Raw genomic sequence first — 16,396 nt, 5'->3', positions numbered from 1 at the left:
AACGCTGCGTCAGGTCAAGCGCCTGATCAGCCGAGGGCGCCGATCCCGAGCAGCAGGACGAAGAACAGGCTAGCCGTGACGAGGCAGAAGTTCAGCAGAAGGAAAGTGCGCACCAGTGCGCCGAACCAGCCGAGCCCATAGGCCTGCTTCAGTTGGCGGTACATGTGGATGGCGGGCACGAGGGTGCCGGCGGTCCCGAGGATCGGGACGCCGACGCCGGCGAAACCCGCAATGGTGAGCAGAACCCCGAAAAGCGTCATGAAGGCGAGCGAGTAAGTGACGAACACGCTGTGATCGTAGAACCGGAAGCGGCGCGTCCAGAAGAACAGGACCCAGACGAACGGCACCGAAAGCGGTATCAGCAGCCACGAAAACTTGTAGCCGTTCGCCTGGATCTTGTAGAGGGCCAGCCCGGGATTCTCGTTGAGCTTGCTTAGTCCCTTGTCGAGGCGGGCCCAGCCCGTCGTCGTCAGGTCGGCATCGACCAGCCTGTCGCCGCTCCCGTCGAAAGCCAATCCCTGGAGAGGTGCGACTCGTTCCTGCGCTTGCTCTATCTCTCTGTCCAGCGCGGCTGCGGTCGCGACGCTTCCGTCCGCGTTGCGCACTGCTTCGCCGCGCTCCAGGGCGGCGCGTCGGGCGCGGGCTTCGTCGAGCTGGCGGACCACCTCGACTCGCGCCGTCTCGAGCCCCTGCCCGGCGGGGCTGGCGCTGAGGTCCAGGCTCGCGAGCGAGAGGCCGTAGATGGACAGGGTCGCGAACATGAGGAACACGGCGAAGAGGAACATGCCGAGCGGCGACACGAATTTCGCCCGCTCGCCCTCCACATAGCGTCGGGTCAGTTCGCCCGGACGCCAGACGAGCAGCGGAAGGGTCCGCCACAACTTGCCGTCGAGATGGAGCACGCCGTGAACCAGATCGTGCCCGATCGCCCCGACCGAACGGTGGACATGGACCTTCTGCCCGCACTCGCCGCAATAGCGGGTCTGCACCGCAGCGCGGCAGTTCAGGCAGTTTGATCGATGCGCCGCCCGGCCGCCGTCCGGCAGCGGCCGGGGAATCTCCCGGACCGCCTCGGTCGTGGTCGCGCGCTGCGCTTCGCTGGGGGACGAAATGCTCTTCATGGGCCTGCGGTGACTAATGTCGGCTCGCGGCGCCCGCGTCGAGACCGTTCGCGATGTCGTTGCGCCGTGCTATCGGCCCCGCGATGACGCGCACCGGCCTTCTCGGCGGCTCCTTCAACCCCGCCCATCCGGGGCATCGCGGGATAAGCCTCCATTCCATCCGCCGGCTCGGGCTCGACGAGATGTGGTGGCTGGTCTCGCCGGGCAATCCGCTCAAGCCCGCCGCCGACATGGCGCCGCTCGCCGCCCGCTACGCCTCGGCGCGCCGAATGGCCCGCCACGCGCCGATCAGGGTGACCGTGATCGAGGCGGAGCTCGGCACCCGATACACGATCGACACGCTGCGCCGCCTCGTCCGGCGCTATCCCCGCCGCCGGTTCCTGTGGGTGATGGGAGCCGACAATCTTGCCCAATTCCACCGCTGGCGAGGTTGGCGGGACATCGCCCGTACGGTTCCGATTGCGGTCGTCACGCGGCCGGGCTATTATAGGCATGCCCTCAAGGCACCTGCCATGGGCTGGCTGCGGCGCTTCGTCCGGCCCGCAGCCGAGGCTCGGCACTGGACGAGGTGGAGTTTGCCGTCGCTCGTGCTGCTTCAATTGCCGCCCGACCCGAGTTCCGCCACCGCATTTCGCGCCGCCTATCCCCGATGGCACGATGACGCCCTATATACGTTTGATCCCCGGGCTGCCCGCGACGGCGTGACGCGGAAGCCCTTGACTGGAAGGAGGCCGTTTGCCCCGAAACGCACCCGCTCCGCTCATTGACGGAGCCGACGAACAGGCCGAGGCGCTTCACGCGCTCGTGCTTCGTTCACTCGATGACGACCAGGCGCTCGAAATCGTCTCGATTCCCCTCAGCGGCAAGTCCAACATTGCCGATTACATGGTCATCGCCAGCGGCCGCTCGACCCGGCAGGTCGCGTCGATGGCGCAGAAGCTGACAGAGCGGATCAAGCGCGAGCTGGGTCGCAACGTCCGTGTCGAAGGCCTTCCGGTCGCAGACTGGGTGCTCATCGATGCCGACGACGTCATCGTCCACCTCTTCCGCCCCGAGGTCCGCAGTTTCTACAATCTCGAGCGGATGTGGGCGTTCGAGGAACGCGGGCCCGACGAGCGCACGCCGGTGGTGGCGACGCGCTGATCACGCGCCGTCGCCCGTCCGGACCCTGACCTTGCTGCTCCACGTGATTGCCCGGGGCAAGATCGGCCGTGGGCCTGAGTCCGAACTCGTCGAACGCTACCTGAAGCGGATCGCCTGGCCGGTGAAGGTGACCGAACTGCCCGATCGCGGCGGCCGGGTTCCCGCGCCTGCCGAAAGCGCCGTCACCGTCATTCTCGACGAGAAGGGGGAGCAGCTTTCGTCGCTGGAACTTGCCGGGCGGATCGAATCCTGGCGCGACGGCGGTCGCCGCGAGGCCCGTTTCCTTCTCGGCGGCGCGGACGGCTTCGACGAGGCCGAACGGCGCTCGGCCGACCTGCTGCTTGCCTTCGGTCGGCTCACATGGCCGCATCTGCTCGCCCGTGCCATGCTGGCCGAGCAGCTGTTCCGGGCGACGAGCATCCTTGCGAACCACCCTTATCATCGCGAAGGGTAAGCGCATGCTGCGCCTTCCGGCTTTCCTCCTTTGCGCGGTTTTGCTCGTCGCCGGCGGCCTTGCCGCCGCGGCGGCGCGCGGCGGCGACGCGGCAACGCTCGCCCAGGCCAAGCGGGAGGCCGCGCAGGCCAATGCGCGCTATCGGGCGCTCGAGCGTCAGGCGCGGCGGGCCACCAGCGCGGCCGAGCGCGCCCATGCCGAGGCCGAGGCGCTCGCGGCCCGCATCCAGGCGGCCGAGGCGGACCTCACGGCGGCCGAACGCCGCATCGCGATTGTCGAGGGGTTGCGCGCGCGACAGCGCGCCCGCCTTGCCGAGCGCCAGCAGCCCCTGGTCAGGCTGACCGCCGCTTTGCAGACGATGGCGCGGCGGCCTGCGGCGCTGGCGCTGGTCCAGCCAGGGTCGGTGCAGGATACCGTCCATGTCCGCTCGCTGCTCGCGGCGACCTTGCCGGAGATTCGCCGCCGTACCGCTTTGCTCCGGGCCGAGGTGGAACGAAGCAATGCGCTTCATCGCCAGTTCGAGCAGGCGCGCAGTGCGCTCGCGGACAGCCGTCGCGCCTTGCAGCAGCGGCGGGTTGCCCTCGCCCGCTTCGAGGCGGCCGAGCGGGCGCGCTCGCAGCAGCTGTCCGGCCTCGCGCTTGCCGAATCGGACCGCGCCCTGGCCTTCGGCGAGGAGGCGCGCGCCCTCGCCCGACTGCAGGACCAGCGCCAGTTCCAGGCACGGCTCGGCGCCAGCCTAGCCGCGCTCCCTGGCCCGCTTCCCCGTCCCGGCAGCATCGGCGGAGGGCGGCCCGGCACCAATCTGCCCTACCGCCTGCCGGTCGAGGGCCGCCTGCTCACGGGCGTGGGCGAGATTTCGGACGGCGGCGTTCATTCGCGCGGCCTCACGTTCGCGGTCGACCCGCGCGCTCGGATTGTCGCCCCGGCGGCCGGCCGGGTCGCTTATGCCGGCCGGTTCCGCAGCTACGGCCATGTCGTGGTGCTCGATCACGGCCGCGGCTGGACGAGTGTGGTGACCGACCTGGCCGAGCTCGACGTCGCGCCCGGGGACCAGGTACGGCCCGGCGCACCTCTCGGCCGGGCGGGAGCGTCGTCGCCACGCGTGACCGTCGAGCTCCGGCGCGAGGGCCGGCCGGTGCCGCTCGCGCAGCTGGTCGCCGGATGATCTCTTCCAATGAGCGGGTGCGGCCCCACATATTAGTCGAGACATATTAGTCGAGTTCATTCATCGGCCGTTGCTTTTCCGGGGCCTAATATCCCTGTACAAGCCGGCAATATTCACCCCAGCAGGTACGCGATGGCCAACAACCTCATTCGATCCCTCGCCCTCGTTGGCGCGGTCGCCTTCATTCCCGCCACGACCGCTTCGCTCGCGCAGGTCGACGTCAACGCCTATCGCGAGATCGACCAGTTCATGAGCGTTCTCGAGCGGGTGAAGGCGGAATATGTCGACCAGGTCGACGACGCGACCCTGATCCGCGGGGCCATTGACGGCATGTTGAACAGTCTCGATCCGCATTCTTCCTATTTGGACGAGCGCGGCTTTCAGAGCCTGATGACGACCACTGACGGAAATTATGGCGGGCTCGGCCTCACCGTCACGATGGAGGACGGTGCGGTCAAGGTGATCGCCGCCAGCCGTGAGACCCCGGCCGACCGGGCCGGGATCAAGTCGGGCGACTTCATCACGCATATCGACGGCAAGCTGTTCTACGGCGGAACGCTCGACGAGGCGGTCGACCGGATGCGCGGCGAGCCCGGCACCAGCGTGCGCATCACCGTGGTGCGGCCCGGCCGCGACCGGCCGTTCGACGTCAACATCACTCGTGCGATCATCGACATTCCAGCGGTCCGGTCCGAGGTTCGCGACCGGGTCGGTATCCTCACGGTCACCACCTTCAACCGCAACACCACCGAGGCGACCCAGGCTGCGATGGCTGACATCGAGCGTCAGCTCGGCGGTCCGCCGACCGGCTATATTCTCGATCTCAGGTCCAACCCCGGCGGTCTGCTCGATCAAGCGGTCGGCCTCAGCGATCTGTTCCTCGATCGCGGCGAAGTCGTCTCCCAGCGCGGCCGCCGGCGCACCGACATCGAGCGCTATTATGCGCGGCCGGGCGATGCCGCCAAGGGCGTGCCCATCATCGTCCTCGTCGATGCTGGCAGCGCATCGGCTGCGGAGATCGTTGCCGCGGCGCTGCAGGACCATCGCCGTGCGCTGGTCATGGGTGAAAGGACCTTCGGCAAGGGCTCGGTCCAGACCCTGATCCCGCTCGGCCGAGGCGCCACCGCGCTTCGCCTCACCACTGCCCGCTACTACACGCCGTCGGGCCGGTCGGTGCAGGAGGGTGGTGTCACCCCGGACATCGAGGTGCCGCAGCTTTCCGATCCCGATTTCACCTCGCGTACTCGGGTCCGCGAGGCCGACCTCAGGCGCCACCTGGTCAACGAGGCCGGCGTCGAGGACGATGTGATCCAGGAAGACGGCCGTCCCGATCCGCGCTTCGCCGCCACCGCCGAAGAGCTGGAGCAGCGCGGCATCGAGGATTTCCAGCTCCACTACGCGCTGCAGACGATCTCGCGGCTGGGCCCGGTCCGGACCGCGGCGGCCCGTCCGGCCGATCGCTAGGAAACGCCAAATGGCGACGTTGGCGAGCGCCCGAAGCGGCCGGGCAGATTCGCTCGCCCTCGCCAGGATATTGAGCCTGGTCGTACCGGCGGCGTTGCTGGCCGGAGCCTTTGGCTTCGAGCGTCTGGGCGGGCTCTTTCCCTGCGAGATGTGCTGGTGGCAGCGCTGGGCGCACATGGCGGCACTCGCCTTCGCCTTGGTCGCTCTGGCCGCAAGCCGGCGCCTGGCCGGCGCCGGCCGCCCCTTCGTTCGGTTGGCGGCGCTGGCGATCCTCGCCAGCGGACTCATCGGCGGCTATCATGCCGGCGTGGAGGCCGGGCTGTTCGAGGGACTTACCCAATGCACGGCGATCGGGACCGGCGGCACGGCGCAGGATATGCTGAAGCAAATCATGGCGGCGCCGATGGTGCGCTGTGACCAGGTGCCCTGGCAGATGTGGGGCGTTTCGATGGCGGGATGGAATGCGATCCTTTCGATCGGTTCTGCGTTGGTTATCCTATGGCTGAGCCTGAGACCGTCGCCGAACCCGCGCTGAGCGCGCCACCGCCGGACTGGCGTCCGGGCGACGCCCGGCCGGACGTCGCGTCGATGCTTCGCGTCGACCAGGCGGGAGAATATGGCGCCACCCGGATCTATGCCGGCCAGCTGGCGGTGCTCGGAGACCGACATCCTTCGTCCCGCCTGATTGCGCGGATGGCGGCGCAGGAGCAGCGCCATCTCGCCCATTTCGACGCGCTCCTCGCCGAGCGCGGGGTCCGCCCGACCCTCCTCCAGCCCTTCTGGCACGTCGCCGGACATGCGCTGGGCGCCGCGACCGCCCTGCTCGGCCCGCAGGCAGCGATGGCCTGCACGGCCGCCGTCGAGGACGAGATCGACCAGCATTATTCCGATCAGCTGGACGCTCTGGGCCAGGACGAGCCGGAGTTGGCCGCGACCATCGCCGAGTTCCAGGCGGACGAGCGCGAGCACCGCGATGCCGCGGTCGGGGCTGGCGCCGAACAGAGCGTCGGCTATCCCCTGCTCTACGCCGCGATCAGGGCAGGTTGCCGTGCGGCGATCGAGCTTTCGAAGAGGATCTGAACCATGCGCCTTGCCTACTTCGCTTTTGCTGCCGCCTTGATGTCGGCTCCGGCGCTGGCGCAGCCGCCCGGGGTGGCCGCACCGGAGGCGGCCGCCGCGGCGCCGCAGCAGCCGGCCGAGGTCCCTCCGGTGGACGACGCTCGCGTCAACCAGCTGATCATCTACGGCGACGACCCGTGCCCGCAGAGCAGCGCGGAAGAGATCATCGTCTGCGCCCGGCTTCCCGAGGATGACCGCTTCCGAATTCCTCCCGAACTTCGCGGCAATCCCAACGATCCGGCGAACCAGTCCTGGACGAACCGGGCCATCGAGTTGAGCTATGTCGGCCGCAGCGGGATCGGCAGCTGCTCGCCCTCGGGAGCCGGCGGCATGATCGGCTGCTTCAACCAGATGGTCCAGCAGGCTCGCGCCGAGCGCGCAAATCGCGATGAGGTCAACTGGAACGCGCTGATCGAGGAGGCGCGAGAGGAACGGATGCGCCGGATCGGCGAGGCGGCGCTCGAAGAGGAAGATCCGCAGCCGGAATGATCGCCTTTCGCGCTTGCAGAGGCTGAGATTCCGTCCGATCCTCCTCCGATGAGCGACGGAACGGCTCCGGGCGGCGAAAGCGGGTTGCGCCGCGACATCGGCCTTTTCGGATCCGCCTTTCTGTCCTTCAACGGCATCGTCGGGGCGGGGATCTTCGCGCTTCCCGCCACCTTGCATCTCCAGTTCGGCGCGTTCAGCCCCTGGCTGTTCCCCATCTTCGGGCTGCTCATCCTGGTGGTTGCGATCCCGTTCGCGCGCCAGGCCGCGCTCCATCCGAATTCGGGCGGGCCGGTCGTCTATGTCGCCGCCTTCGGGCCGGCGGCCTCGTTCCAGGTCGGTTGGCTCTATTATCTCGCGCGGGTCACTGCACTGGCGGCCAACGCCAACGTCTTCGCTCTTTATGCCGGCGCCCTGTGGCAGCCCCTTGCCGGCTCGGTCGGCCGCTTCGCCTTGATCCTGGTTCTGACCGGATTCGTCACCTGGGTGAACGTGGTCGGCGTCCGTCGTGCCATTCGCCTGCTCGATGCGGTCACCCTATTGAAGGCTCTTCCGCTCGTGGCGCTCGCGGTCTGGGGGCTCATCCAGGCCGGCGGGTCCCTGCCGAAGCCCTCGGCGCTGCCGCCGTTCTCCGGGCTCGAGGCGGCGGCGCTCGTCGTGCTCTATGCCTTCATCGGGTTCGAGAACAGCGTCGTGCCGGCCGGAGAAACTCGCGCGCCCGAACGGACGATTCCACGGGCTCTGGTGGCGACCGTCGTGGCGACCGGTGCGCTCTATTTTCTCGTCCAGCTCGCTTATGTGGCCGTGATGCCGGCCGGGGCCGCGCCCGACGCGCCGCTCGCCGCCTTTGCGCAGGTGCTGGTCGGTCCGGTGGGTTTCGTTCTCCTCGGCGCTACGGCGATGGCATCGGTCGGCGGAAACCTGCTCGGCTCCATGACCTCCACGCCCAGAGCCACATTCGCTCTGGCCAGGCAGGGGCTGCTGCCGAGCTGGTTCGGGGAGATCAGCCCGCGCTGGCATACGCCAGGTAATTCGATCCTGTTCATGGGTCTGCTCGGAACTGTCCTGGCGCTCAGCGGCAGTTTCGTCTGGCTCGCGGTGGCGAGCACGCTCGCCCGCCTCATCGTCTATGGCACGTGCATCGCCGCTTTGCCCGCCGCGCGGCGGAAGGCGGGGCTCGGGACGGGACCTGTCACCGTTGTCGCGATGACGGGCGGTCTCGCCGTCTGCCTCTGGGCGGCGGCGCAATCGTCACCGGCATCATGGGCGATGCTCGGCGGGCTCTTGCTCGTGGGGCTTCTTCTCTATGCGGTGGCGCGCCGTCAGGCGGCTTCGCGCTCCGCCGAGGCCGTTTCCTCGATCCAGCCCCCGCCGAGCACACGCTCGCCTTCGTAGAGGACGGCTGCCTGTCCGGGGGCGACGCCGAATTCCGGTTGCACGAAATGCACCCATGATCCTTCGAGTCGCGCCGGCACAGGACGCGCCAGCGATCGGACCTTCACCGTCAGGCCATCGCGCTGCTCCTCGCCCAGCCAGTTGATTCCGCTCAACTGAGCGGCACGCACCGCCAGCGCGCGCCTCGGCCCGACGACGACGCGGCGGCGGTCCGGATCGAGCCGGAGCACGTAGAGCGGCTCGGCCTGGCCGCCAATTTCGAGGCCGCGACGCTGGCCGACGGTGAAATGGATAAGCCCGCGATGCTCGCCCAGGACCCGCCCTTCGCGGTCGACGATCTCCCCGGGGCGCGCCGCGTCGGGCCGCACCTTCTCGACGACCGCGGCATAGTCGCCGTCGGGGACGAAGCAGATATCCTGGCTGTCGGGCTTGTCGGCGACCGCCAAGGCGAGCTCGCGAGCGATCTCGCGGACGGCGGGCTTGGGAAGATCGCCGAGCGGAAAGCGCAGGAAGCCGAGCTGGTCGCGCGTCGTCGCGAACAGGAAATAGCTCTGGTCGCGGGCCGGGTCGGCGGCTCGGTGCAGCTCTGGGCCGCCCGGTCCGACGACCCGCCGCACATAGTGGCCGGTGGCGAGACAGTCGGCGCCGAGGTCGCGGGCCAGGCTGAACAGATCGGTGAACTTCACGCTCTGGTTGCAGCTGACGCAGGGAATCGGCGTCCGTCCCCGGACATATTCGTCGGCGAACCGGTCGATGACGCTGTCGCGAAAGCGGCTTTCATAGTCGAACACGTAGTGAGCGATGCCCAGCCGGTCGGCGACGGCGCGCGCGTCGAAGATGTCACGGCCGGCGCAGCAGCTGCGTGCGCGCCCGATCGCCTCGCCATGATCGTAGAGCTGGAGCGTGACTCCGATTACCTCGGCGCCGCTGCGCGCGGCGAGCGCGGCCACGACTGAACTGTCGACGCCGCCCGACATGGCGACGACGATCCTGGCCCCGGCAGCGGGCCGACCGAGCTGGAAGTCTGCGGAGATCATGGGCACTAGATAGTGAACGCAGCGACCGTCGCCCACCCCTTCCGGCTGCGCGCGTTCGGGCCGCACGCCCGGTGTCAACCCAACGGTTCGTCCGGCTTTACGGTCGATTCACCCTCTTTGGCTAGGGACCGGCCATGGACATGGCTTTCCTGCGCCGCGCGGAGCAGCTGCTGGGCGATCGGTCACCCGTTCGCCTCGATCATGCTTTGCTGATGGCGGCGCTGGCAGCGCACCGGACGGCGAGCGCGGCATCGCGCGTGGGCGGCGAGGCAGCGACTCGGCGCAGCGGCGACACGCCCGACGATCCGCTCACCGAATTGCTGCTGGCCGGGCCGGGCTGGCGTCGCGCCGCCTCCCGGCAGGGAGGCTGCTTCAGCCGTGCCGAAGCGGGACGTCGGCTCAATGTGCCGTAAAGCAACTTCACCGGGATTTTTACCTTGGCACTTTAGCCTTCTTTCAACGCTCGGCCCGTACAGGGGTTCGTGCGGACGGCCGCGGCCCGATGTTGCGTACAGTCTTGAGGTAGGAATGATCGAGAACCAGAAAATCCGCCCCGCCCAGGTCATCGGCCCGCTCGGCGAGCCGCTGACGCTGGACTCGCTGCCGCCGCCCTCGACCACTCGTTGGGTCGTGCGGCGCAAGGCGGAGGTCGTTTCGGCGGTCAATGGCGGGTTGCTCTCGGTCGACGAGGCCTGCGAACGCTACAGCCTCAGCCTCGAGGAATTCGCCAGCTGGCAGCGGGCGGTGGACCGGTCGGGGATGCCGGGCCTGCGCGTCACCCGAATCCAACATTATCGTTCGCTCTACGAGCGCCAGCAGAAATATTGAGGGTCGGCGCCAGCCGTCCGTCGAAGACAAGCGAAGAATGGGGGGGAGGCCGACCCACCCTCGAGCGCGACCTGACGAATCTCGGGATCCGCCAGCACGAAACAGAGGGGTCCTTCCCGTACCGTCCCGCAGCCCCGGTTCACCACCGGGCAGAAATGGGCTAAGCGTCGCCGCCGGCGCGCTGCGCCGCCAAAAGCGGGAGCCTTTATGCTGTGGAACCTCCTGGTCTGGCTGGTCCTCGGCGGGATCATCGGGTGGATCGCGAGCTTGGTGATGCGCACGGACGCGCGGCAGGGAATCACGCTCGATATCGCCGTCGGCGTGTCCGGTGCCTTCGTTGGAGCGCTGACCTTCTACCGCGGCGAGCTCCACCGGCCGGTGGAGTTCGAATCCTTCATCGTCGCTCTGCTCGGCTCGATCCTGCTGCTTTCTCTCACCAACCTGTTCCGCCGCGGCCACGTCCGCTGAAGCGGACGCGGCCTGCGCCTTTTCTCCCGGGCGTTATTCGAGCTCGAAGCTGACGGTCAGGGTCACCGCGAGAGTCTGCTCGCCCGGAACGATCTGCGTCTCGGCCTGGGCCACGGCCGCATCGCGCATATAGGGCCGGGGCGGCGGAGCCCCGACGAGCCCCGACTCGCTAACCGCCAGGACTCGGGCGACACGCATCCCGAGTGAACGGGCGTATAGCTCGGCTCGCGCGCGCGCGTTGGTGAGCGCCTGGGTCCGCGCCTCGTCCAGCGCCGCTTCGGGCTGGTCGATCGACAGCATGGGGCCGTTGATCTGGTTGGCGCCCTGCGCGACGAGAGCGTCGAGGATCCGGCCGGTCTCGGCGATATCGCGGAAGCGCACCGTCACTTCATTGGTCGCCTGGTAGCCGACGAGCTGCGGCGGCTGGTTCTCGGCGTAACGGTAGCTCGGTTGCAGGTTGATCGTGCTGGTCTGGATGTCGCGCTCGGCGATTCCCGCCTCTCGAAGCGCCGCCCGGACCGCGGTCATCCGCTGCGCATTCTCGCGGATCGCCGCCGTTGCGGTGGGCGACTGGGTGACGACACCGGCGCTGATGCGGGCGATATCCGGCACGCGCGCCACCTCGCCCTGGGCCACGACGTCGAGCCGGGTGCCGCTGATGGGCCGCACCTCCGCCTGCTGCGCCGCGGCAGGCGTCGCCGCGGCGAGCACCGAGGCGCCAAGAGCGGCCGCCATGATGGACGTTCGGATCATCGTCATACTCCTCTGCTACGCGGGCCGGATGCGGCCTGCGCCTTCTAAGCCTGTGACGTCTGCATGCCTGCTGAACCGCAGCCGGAGCGTGCGGAAATCTAGCGCCTGGCAATCAGCCGGTAGAGAAGCAGGATGATCACTGCGCCGACGATCGCCGCCAGGAAGCCGGCACCCTCGCCGGGCGAGTACCAGCCGACTGCCTGTCCGAGGAAGCCCGCGAGCACCGCTCCGGCGATTCCGATGACCATCGTCACCAGGCAGCCGCCGGGGTCGCGTCCGGGCGTCAGGAACTTGGCGATCGCGCCGGCGATCAGCCCGATGATGATCCAGGCCAGCCAGCCATGGTCGGCGAGATATTGGGACATGCGGCGCGCTCCTCCTTGTTCGGGCGTAGAATGCGCCCACATTCAGCCTTGGTACAGCCGAAACATTGGTTGTAGAGCGCGGTTCCCGCGCGCCCACCGATCGAGGCGCTGGCGGTTTCGACTTGTTCCAAGTGATGTATTCGGGTAATACAGCGGCGCTGGCGGCGTGCGGCCGTGCTTTCGAGTGGGGACTATGAAGGCGATGAACTTCGAATCGACGAAATGGCGGCGCGAGGCGATCGATGAGGTCGTGATCGACGACGAGACGCTCGCGCGCCGTCGGCGTCGCCGAAACATCATCCTGGCGGTCGTCGGCGTGATCCTCGTTGCCATTGTCGGGCTGCTGCTGCTGCTTGGCGGAGGCGAGCAGGCGGCCGCCCCCGCCGGAGCGCAGGGTGAGCAGCGCCCCGCCGTCACCGTGATCGTCCCCGGCCGACAGAATGTGACCGCCACCATTTCCGCGACCGGCTCGCTCGCCGCCAGGCGCGACATGCCGGTCGGCGTTCCGGGCGAGGGGGGGCAGATTGCGCGTGTCCTGGTCGAGCCCGGTCAGTGGGTCAATGCCGGCCAGACGCTGGCCGTGATCGATCGCAGCGTCCAGGCGGAGGAAGCGGCCCAGCTCGCTGCCCAGATCGAGGTCGATCGCGCGGAGCTCAGGCTCGCGCAGAACGAGCTGGAGCGAGCCCAGGCCCTGGTGTCGCGCGGCTTCATCAGTCAGGCCGACCTGGACCGCAAGCGCGCCGCCCGCGACGGAGCGGCGGCGCGGGTCCGTGTCGCCGAGGCTCAGCTCGCGGCAGCGCGGGCGCGGATCGGGCGGCTCGATGTCCGGGCGCCAACGGCCGGTCTGGTCCTTTCCCGCAGCGTCGAGGCCGGCCAGGTGGTCGGCCCGGGGACCGGTGCCCTGTTCCGCATTGCCGCCAATGGCGAGATGGAGCTGCGCGCGCGTCTGCCCCAGAGCGACCTGGCCAGGCTGGCGCCGGGCCGGGCGGCGAGCGTGACCCCGGTGGGATCGTCGCAGAGCTATCAGGGAACGATCTGGCAGGTTTCGCCGATCGTCGATCCGGAGACCCGGCAAGGCGAGGCGCGGATTCTCATCCCGTTCAATGCCGAGCTCCGTCCCGGCGGCTTCGCCTCGGCGGAAATTGCGGCGGGCACGACGAACGCGCCGCTGCTGCCGGAATCGGCGGTGATGAGCGACACGCGCGGCAGCTTCGTCTACGTGGTCGATGCCGAAGGCGCGGTCCACCGCCGCGACGTGCGGATCGGCGAGGTGAGCGACCGCGGAATGGCGATCACGTCCGGCCTGACCGGCAACGAGCGGGTCGTTCTCTCCGCCGGCGTATTCCTGAGCCCCGGGCAGCGCGTGCGGCCCGAGCCGGTCCGCGCGGATCGCTAGGGGAAGACCGAGATGAGCTTCCGCAACATCTCCGCCTGGTCGATACGCAACCCGGTTCCGGCGCTCGTCCTGTTCATGTTCCTGACGCTGGCGGGCCTCGTCAGCTTCATGCGGATGGATGTCCAGAACAATCCGGACATCGAATTTCCGATCGTCTGGATCTCCATTTCGCAGCCCGGCGCGGCACCGACCGAGATGGAGACTCAGATCACGCAACGCGTCGAGGCGGCGGTGCGGTCGATCACCGGGATCGACGAGATCACCTCCACGGTCAGGGAGGGCAATTCGGAGACCATCGTCCAGCTCACGCTCGGCACGCCGATCGATCGCGCGGTGAACGACATACGCGACGCCATCACACAGATACGGGGCGATCTGCCGGAGGGCATATTGGAGCCGCAGGTCGGCCGCGCCGACACGGCGGGAGACGACATTGCCAGCTTCGCGGTGGTGTCGACCGACATGACCCTCGAACAGCTGAGCTGGTTCGTCGACAATACCGTCGCAAAGGAGCTTCTGTCGGTGCCGGGCCTCGCGGCGGTGAACCGCACCGGCGGCGTCGCGCGCGAAATCCGCGTGATTCTCGATCCTACCAAGCTTCAGTCGCTCGGGATCACCGCGAGCCAGGTGAATCAGCAGCTGCGCCAGGTGAACCTCAATGCGGCGGGTGGTCGCCTGGAGATCGCCGGCGCCGAGCAGTCGCTGCGGATCCTCGGCAATGCCGCAACCGCCCATGCGCTCGGACAGACCCAGATCTCGATCAGCGGCGGCCGGACCGTGCAGCTCGCGGACATCGCGCAGGTCCGCGACCTCTATGCCGAGCAGCGCGACTATGCGACGCACAACGGCCGGCAGGTTCTGTCCTTCGGCTTCCAGCGGGCCAAGAATGAATCCGACGTTTCCGTCTTCGACGGGGCGATGGAAAAGCTGCGGATGCTCGAGGAGCAGAACCCCAACGTCCGCTTCGTCCAGCTGTTCAACTCCGTCAAATATACCGAAGCTCAATATGAAGCGGCCATCGAGGCGCTGATCGAGGGCGCGGTGCTGGCGGTGCTCGTCGTCTTCCTGTTCCTGCGCGACTGGCGGGCCACGATCATCTCCGCGATCGCTATTCCCCTTTCGGCCATCCCGACCTTCTGGTTCATGGAGCTGCTGGGCTTTTCGCTGAACGGAATGACCCTGCTCGCGCTCAGCCTCGTGGCCGGCGTGCTGGTCGACGATGCCATCGTCGAAATCGAAAATATCGTCCGGCACATGCGCATGGGCAAGAGTGCCTATCAGGCATCGATCGACGCCGCGGACGAGATCGGTCTCGCCGTGGTCGGCACGACCTTCTCGATCGTCGCCGTGTTCCTCCCGGTCGGCCTGATGCCGGGCGTTGCCGGTCAGTTCTTCAAGAATTTCGGCTTCACCGTGGTCGCCGCGGTGCTCATCAGCCTTGCCGTGGCGCGGCTCATCACGCCGATGTTCGCTGCCTATTTCCTGAAGGCGAAGGGGCATGCCAGCCATGGCGAAGGCTGGCTGATGGACCGGTACATGTCGTTGCTGGGATTCACCTTGCGCCATCGCTGGGTCACGGTCGTGGGCGGGATCGTCTCGCTGGTGCTGACCGCCTTGATGTTCGCGATCCTGCCGCAGACGTTCCAGCCGGACATCGACAATGACGTGACCAGCGTCAGCGTGGAGATGGTGCCCGGGACCACCTTGGCGCAGACCGGGGACGTCGCCCAGCAGGTGGAAGCGGTGCTTCGCCAGCAGCCGGAGGTCACCGGCGTCTTCTCGCGCGTCCGGGTCGGCAGCGCGACCGTGTCCGCAATGCTCAGCGAGGATCGCGAGCGGACGAGCCAGGAGCTCGAACGGGCCGTGGCGCCGGCGCTGAACGGGATTGCCGATGCGCGCGTCTTCTTCCGCAACTTCAATGCGGGCGGCGGCCGCGCCCTCACCCTGACGCTGGGCGGCGACGACCCGGTCCAGCTCGACCGTGTCGCGCAGCAGCTCGTCCGGGAAATGGCGACGATACCGGAACTGGTGGCGCCGCGCGTCAGCGGCGATCTGCCGCGGCCCGAAATCGTCGTCACGCCGCGTCTCGACCTCGCCGCCGAGCTCGGCGTTACCACGTCGGCGCTCAGCAGCGCGATCCGGGTCGCGACCTTGGGCGATATCGACCAGAACAGCGCCCGCTTCTCGCTGTCGGACCGCCAGATCCCGATCCGCGTCGCGATCGAGGAGAATGCCCGCCTGCGCATGTCGACGCTGGAGAACATGCCGGTGCCGACGGCGAGCGGCGGCTCGGTCCCGCTGAAGCTCGTCGCCGATATCGGCTTCGGCGCCGGGCCCAGCGTGATCAACCGCACCAACCAGACCCGGCGGGTGAATATCGGCGCCGACTTCGCTCCCGGCGTCGTGAGCGGCCAGGCCTGGACGAAGATCCGCCAACTGCCGACCATGCAGAACCTGCCGGAGGGCGTGCGCGAGATCATGACCGGCGACGTGCGCTGGCAGACGGAGATGATCCGCGACTTCATGATCGCCGTGGTCTCCGGCGTGTTCCTCGTCTTCGCGGTCCTGATGCTGCTCTATCACCGGTTCCTGCCGCCGTTCGTCAACATGGGCTCCTTGCTGCTTGCGCCGCTCGGCGGGCTGCTCGCCCTGTGGATCTTCGGCCACGCAATCTCGATCGCGGTCTATATCGGCCTGCTGATGCTCATCGGCATCGTCGCCAAGAACTCGATCCTGCTGATCGACTTCGCGCTCGAGGAGATGGACAAGGGCGTCCCGAAGCGGGAGGCGATCATGGATGCGGGCCACAAGCGCGCCCAGCCGATCATCATGACCACGGTTGCAATGAGCGCGGGCATGGTGCCCACCGCCTTGGCCCTCTCCGGCGACGCCGCTTGGCGCCAGCCGATGGGCATCGTCGTCATCGGCGGCCTGATGCTTTCGACCCTGCTCACCCTGGTCCTGGTGCCCGGCACGTTCAGCCTGGCGCTCGGCATCGAGGAGCGGCTCGGGCCGAGGCTGCGCCGCTGGTTCACCACCGGCGGCGAGGATGCGGCTTCGCCGAGCCCGCAGCCGGCGGAGTAGGCCCGCGCCCGCATCCCGGAACGGCCGATCCCGGGCGCGCGACCGCCGGCCCGGAGCGCCGGGCGGGACCGCGACCATCGGAAGGTTTGAACCAAGCCGGCCGCCGGTTATTCAACCC

At 68.4% G+C, this 16,396-nt stretch carries 18 protein-coding genes; 14 read left to right on the top strand and 4 right to left on the bottom strand.

The window, feature by feature from the left end; translation table 11 throughout:
* Positions 1 to 26: 26 nt before the first annotated feature.
* Positions 27 to 1,121, bottom strand: coding sequence for a DUF3667 domain-containing protein (locus EKM57_RS15610; protein WP_129793438.1), 1,095 nt, complete (start codon positions 1,119 to 1,121; stop codon positions 27 to 29).
* Between the two features lie 83 nt (positions 1,122 to 1,204).
* Here EKM57_RS15610 and EKM57_RS15605 point away from each other — a divergent pair, with 83 nt between their 5' ends.
* The 9 genes from EKM57_RS15605 (at position 1,205) to EKM57_RS15565 (ending at position 8,347) form a co-directional block, all read left to right on the top strand.
* Positions 1,205 to 1,888 carry a nicotinate-nucleotide adenylyltransferase gene (locus tag EKM57_RS15605; protein WP_129793437.1) on the top strand — a complete coding sequence of 228 codons (684 nt, stop codon included), beginning with the start codon at positions 1,205 to 1,207 and terminating at the stop codon, positions 1,886 to 1,888.
* Positions 1,857 to 2,264, top strand: coding sequence for a ribosome silencing factor (gene rsfS / locus EKM57_RS15600; protein ID WP_243451072.1), 408 nt, complete (start codon positions 1,857 to 1,859; stop codon positions 2,262 to 2,264). The genes EKM57_RS15605 and rsfS overlap by 32 nt, the downstream gene beginning before the upstream one ends.
* A gap of 31 nt (positions 2,265 to 2,295) precedes the next feature.
* Positions 2,296 to 2,718: a 23S rRNA (pseudouridine(1915)-N(3))-methyltransferase RlmH gene (locus EKM57_RS15595; RefSeq protein ID WP_129793436.1), complete on the top strand. Its 423-nt coding sequence runs from the start codon at positions 2,296 to 2,298 to the stop codon at positions 2,716 to 2,718.
* Between the two features lie 4 nt (positions 2,719 to 2,722).
* Entirely contained in the window at positions 2,723 to 3,883 is a 1,161-nt protein-coding gene (locus EKM57_RS15590) for a murein hydrolase activator EnvC (protein WP_243451071.1), read from the top strand.
* Positions 3,884 to 4,015: 132 nt separating this feature from the next.
* Positions 4,016 to 5,347 carry a S41 family peptidase gene (locus EKM57_RS15585; protein ID WP_129793435.1) on the top strand — a complete coding sequence of 444 codons (1,332 nt, stop codon included), beginning with the start codon at positions 4,016 to 4,018 and terminating at the stop codon, positions 5,345 to 5,347.
* A 10-nt stretch (positions 5,348 to 5,357) separates the two neighbouring features.
* Entirely contained in the window at positions 5,358 to 5,882 is a 525-nt protein-coding gene (locus EKM57_RS15580) for a disulfide bond formation protein B (RefSeq protein WP_129793434.1), read from the top strand.
* Positions 5,883 to 5,935: 53 nt separating this feature from the next.
* Positions 5,936 to 6,427, top strand: a complete 492-nt coding sequence (locus EKM57_RS15575) for a demethoxyubiquinone hydroxylase family protein (protein ID WP_243451081.1) — start codon at positions 5,936 to 5,938, stop codon at positions 6,425 to 6,427.
* Between the two features lie 3 nt (positions 6,428 to 6,430).
* A complete protein-coding gene (locus EKM57_RS15570) occupies positions 6,431 to 6,955 on the top strand; it encodes a hypothetical protein (protein ID WP_129793432.1) in 525 nt (174 codons plus the stop codon).
* A gap of 48 nt (positions 6,956 to 7,003) precedes the next feature.
* A complete protein-coding gene (locus EKM57_RS15565; RefSeq protein ID WP_129793431.1) occupies positions 7,004 to 8,347 on the top strand; it encodes an APC family permease in 1,344 nt (447 codons plus the stop codon).
* On the opposite strand, the gene mnmA is transcribed toward EKM57_RS15565, so the two are convergent.
* Complete coding sequence (gene mnmA / locus EKM57_RS15560; protein ID WP_129793430.1) at positions 8,275 to 9,384, bottom strand: tRNA 2-thiouridine(34) synthase MnmA; 1,110 nt, start codon at positions 9,382 to 9,384, stop codon at positions 8,275 to 8,277. The genes EKM57_RS15565 and mnmA overlap by 73 nt on opposite strands.
* Positions 9,385 to 9,518: 134 nt before the next feature.
* On the opposite strand from mnmA, the gene EKM57_RS15555 reads away from it, so the two are divergent.
* The 3 genes from EKM57_RS15555 (at position 9,519) to EKM57_RS15545 (ending at position 10,680) form a co-directional block, all read left to right on the top strand.
* The gene (locus EKM57_RS15555; RefSeq protein WP_129793429.1) at positions 9,519 to 9,797 is read left to right on the top strand and encodes a hypothetical protein; all 279 of its coding nucleotides are present in this window, start codon (positions 9,519 to 9,521) and stop codon (positions 9,795 to 9,797) included.
* Between the two features lie 115 nt (positions 9,798 to 9,912).
* Positions 9,913 to 10,212 carry a DUF1153 domain-containing protein gene (locus tag EKM57_RS15550; protein WP_129793428.1) on the top strand — a complete coding sequence of 100 codons (300 nt, stop codon included), beginning with the start codon at positions 9,913 to 9,915 and terminating at the stop codon, positions 10,210 to 10,212.
* 207 nt (positions 10,213 to 10,419) lie between these two features.
* A complete protein-coding gene (locus EKM57_RS15545) occupies positions 10,420 to 10,680 on the top strand; it encodes a GlsB/YeaQ/YmgE family stress response membrane protein (RefSeq protein ID WP_129793427.1) in 261 nt (86 codons plus the stop codon).
* Positions 10,681 to 10,713: 33 nt separating this feature from the next.
* Here EKM57_RS15545 and EKM57_RS15540 read toward each other — a convergent pair whose 3' ends face one another.
* Positions 10,714 to 11,439 (bottom strand): SIMPL domain-containing protein, encoded by a 726-nt coding sequence (locus tag EKM57_RS15540; RefSeq protein WP_129793426.1) that lies wholly within the window; start codon positions 11,437 to 11,439, stop codon positions 10,714 to 10,716.
* A 92-nt stretch (positions 11,440 to 11,531) separates the two neighbouring features.
* On the bottom strand, positions 11,532 to 11,798 hold the full coding sequence (locus EKM57_RS15535) for a GlsB/YeaQ/YmgE family stress response membrane protein (RefSeq protein ID WP_129793425.1): 267 nt from the start codon (positions 11,796 to 11,798) through the stop codon (positions 11,532 to 11,534).
* Positions 11,799 to 12,000: 202 nt separating this feature from the next.
* Between EKM57_RS15535 and EKM57_RS15530 the strand changes: the two genes are divergently transcribed.
* Together EKM57_RS15530 and EKM57_RS15525 are read left to right on the top strand one after the other, a co-directional pair.
* Entirely contained in the window at positions 12,001 to 13,194 is a 1,194-nt protein-coding gene (locus tag EKM57_RS15530; protein WP_129793424.1) for an efflux RND transporter periplasmic adaptor subunit, read from the top strand.
* 12 nt (positions 13,195 to 13,206) lie between these two features.
* Positions 13,207 to 16,278, top strand: coding sequence for an efflux RND transporter permease subunit (locus EKM57_RS15525; protein WP_129793423.1), 3,072 nt, complete (start codon positions 13,207 to 13,209; stop codon positions 16,276 to 16,278).
* Positions 16,279 to 16,396 lie beyond the last annotated feature (118 nt).

The organism is Sphingosinicella sp. CPCC 101087 (assembly GCF_004151485.1).
GTDB lineage: Bacteria > Pseudomonadota > Alphaproteobacteria > Sphingomonadales > Sphingomonadaceae > Allosphingosinicella.
Note: the sequence above shows the minus strand (reverse complement) of the source record. Positions and strands in the feature narration are given on the sequence as shown.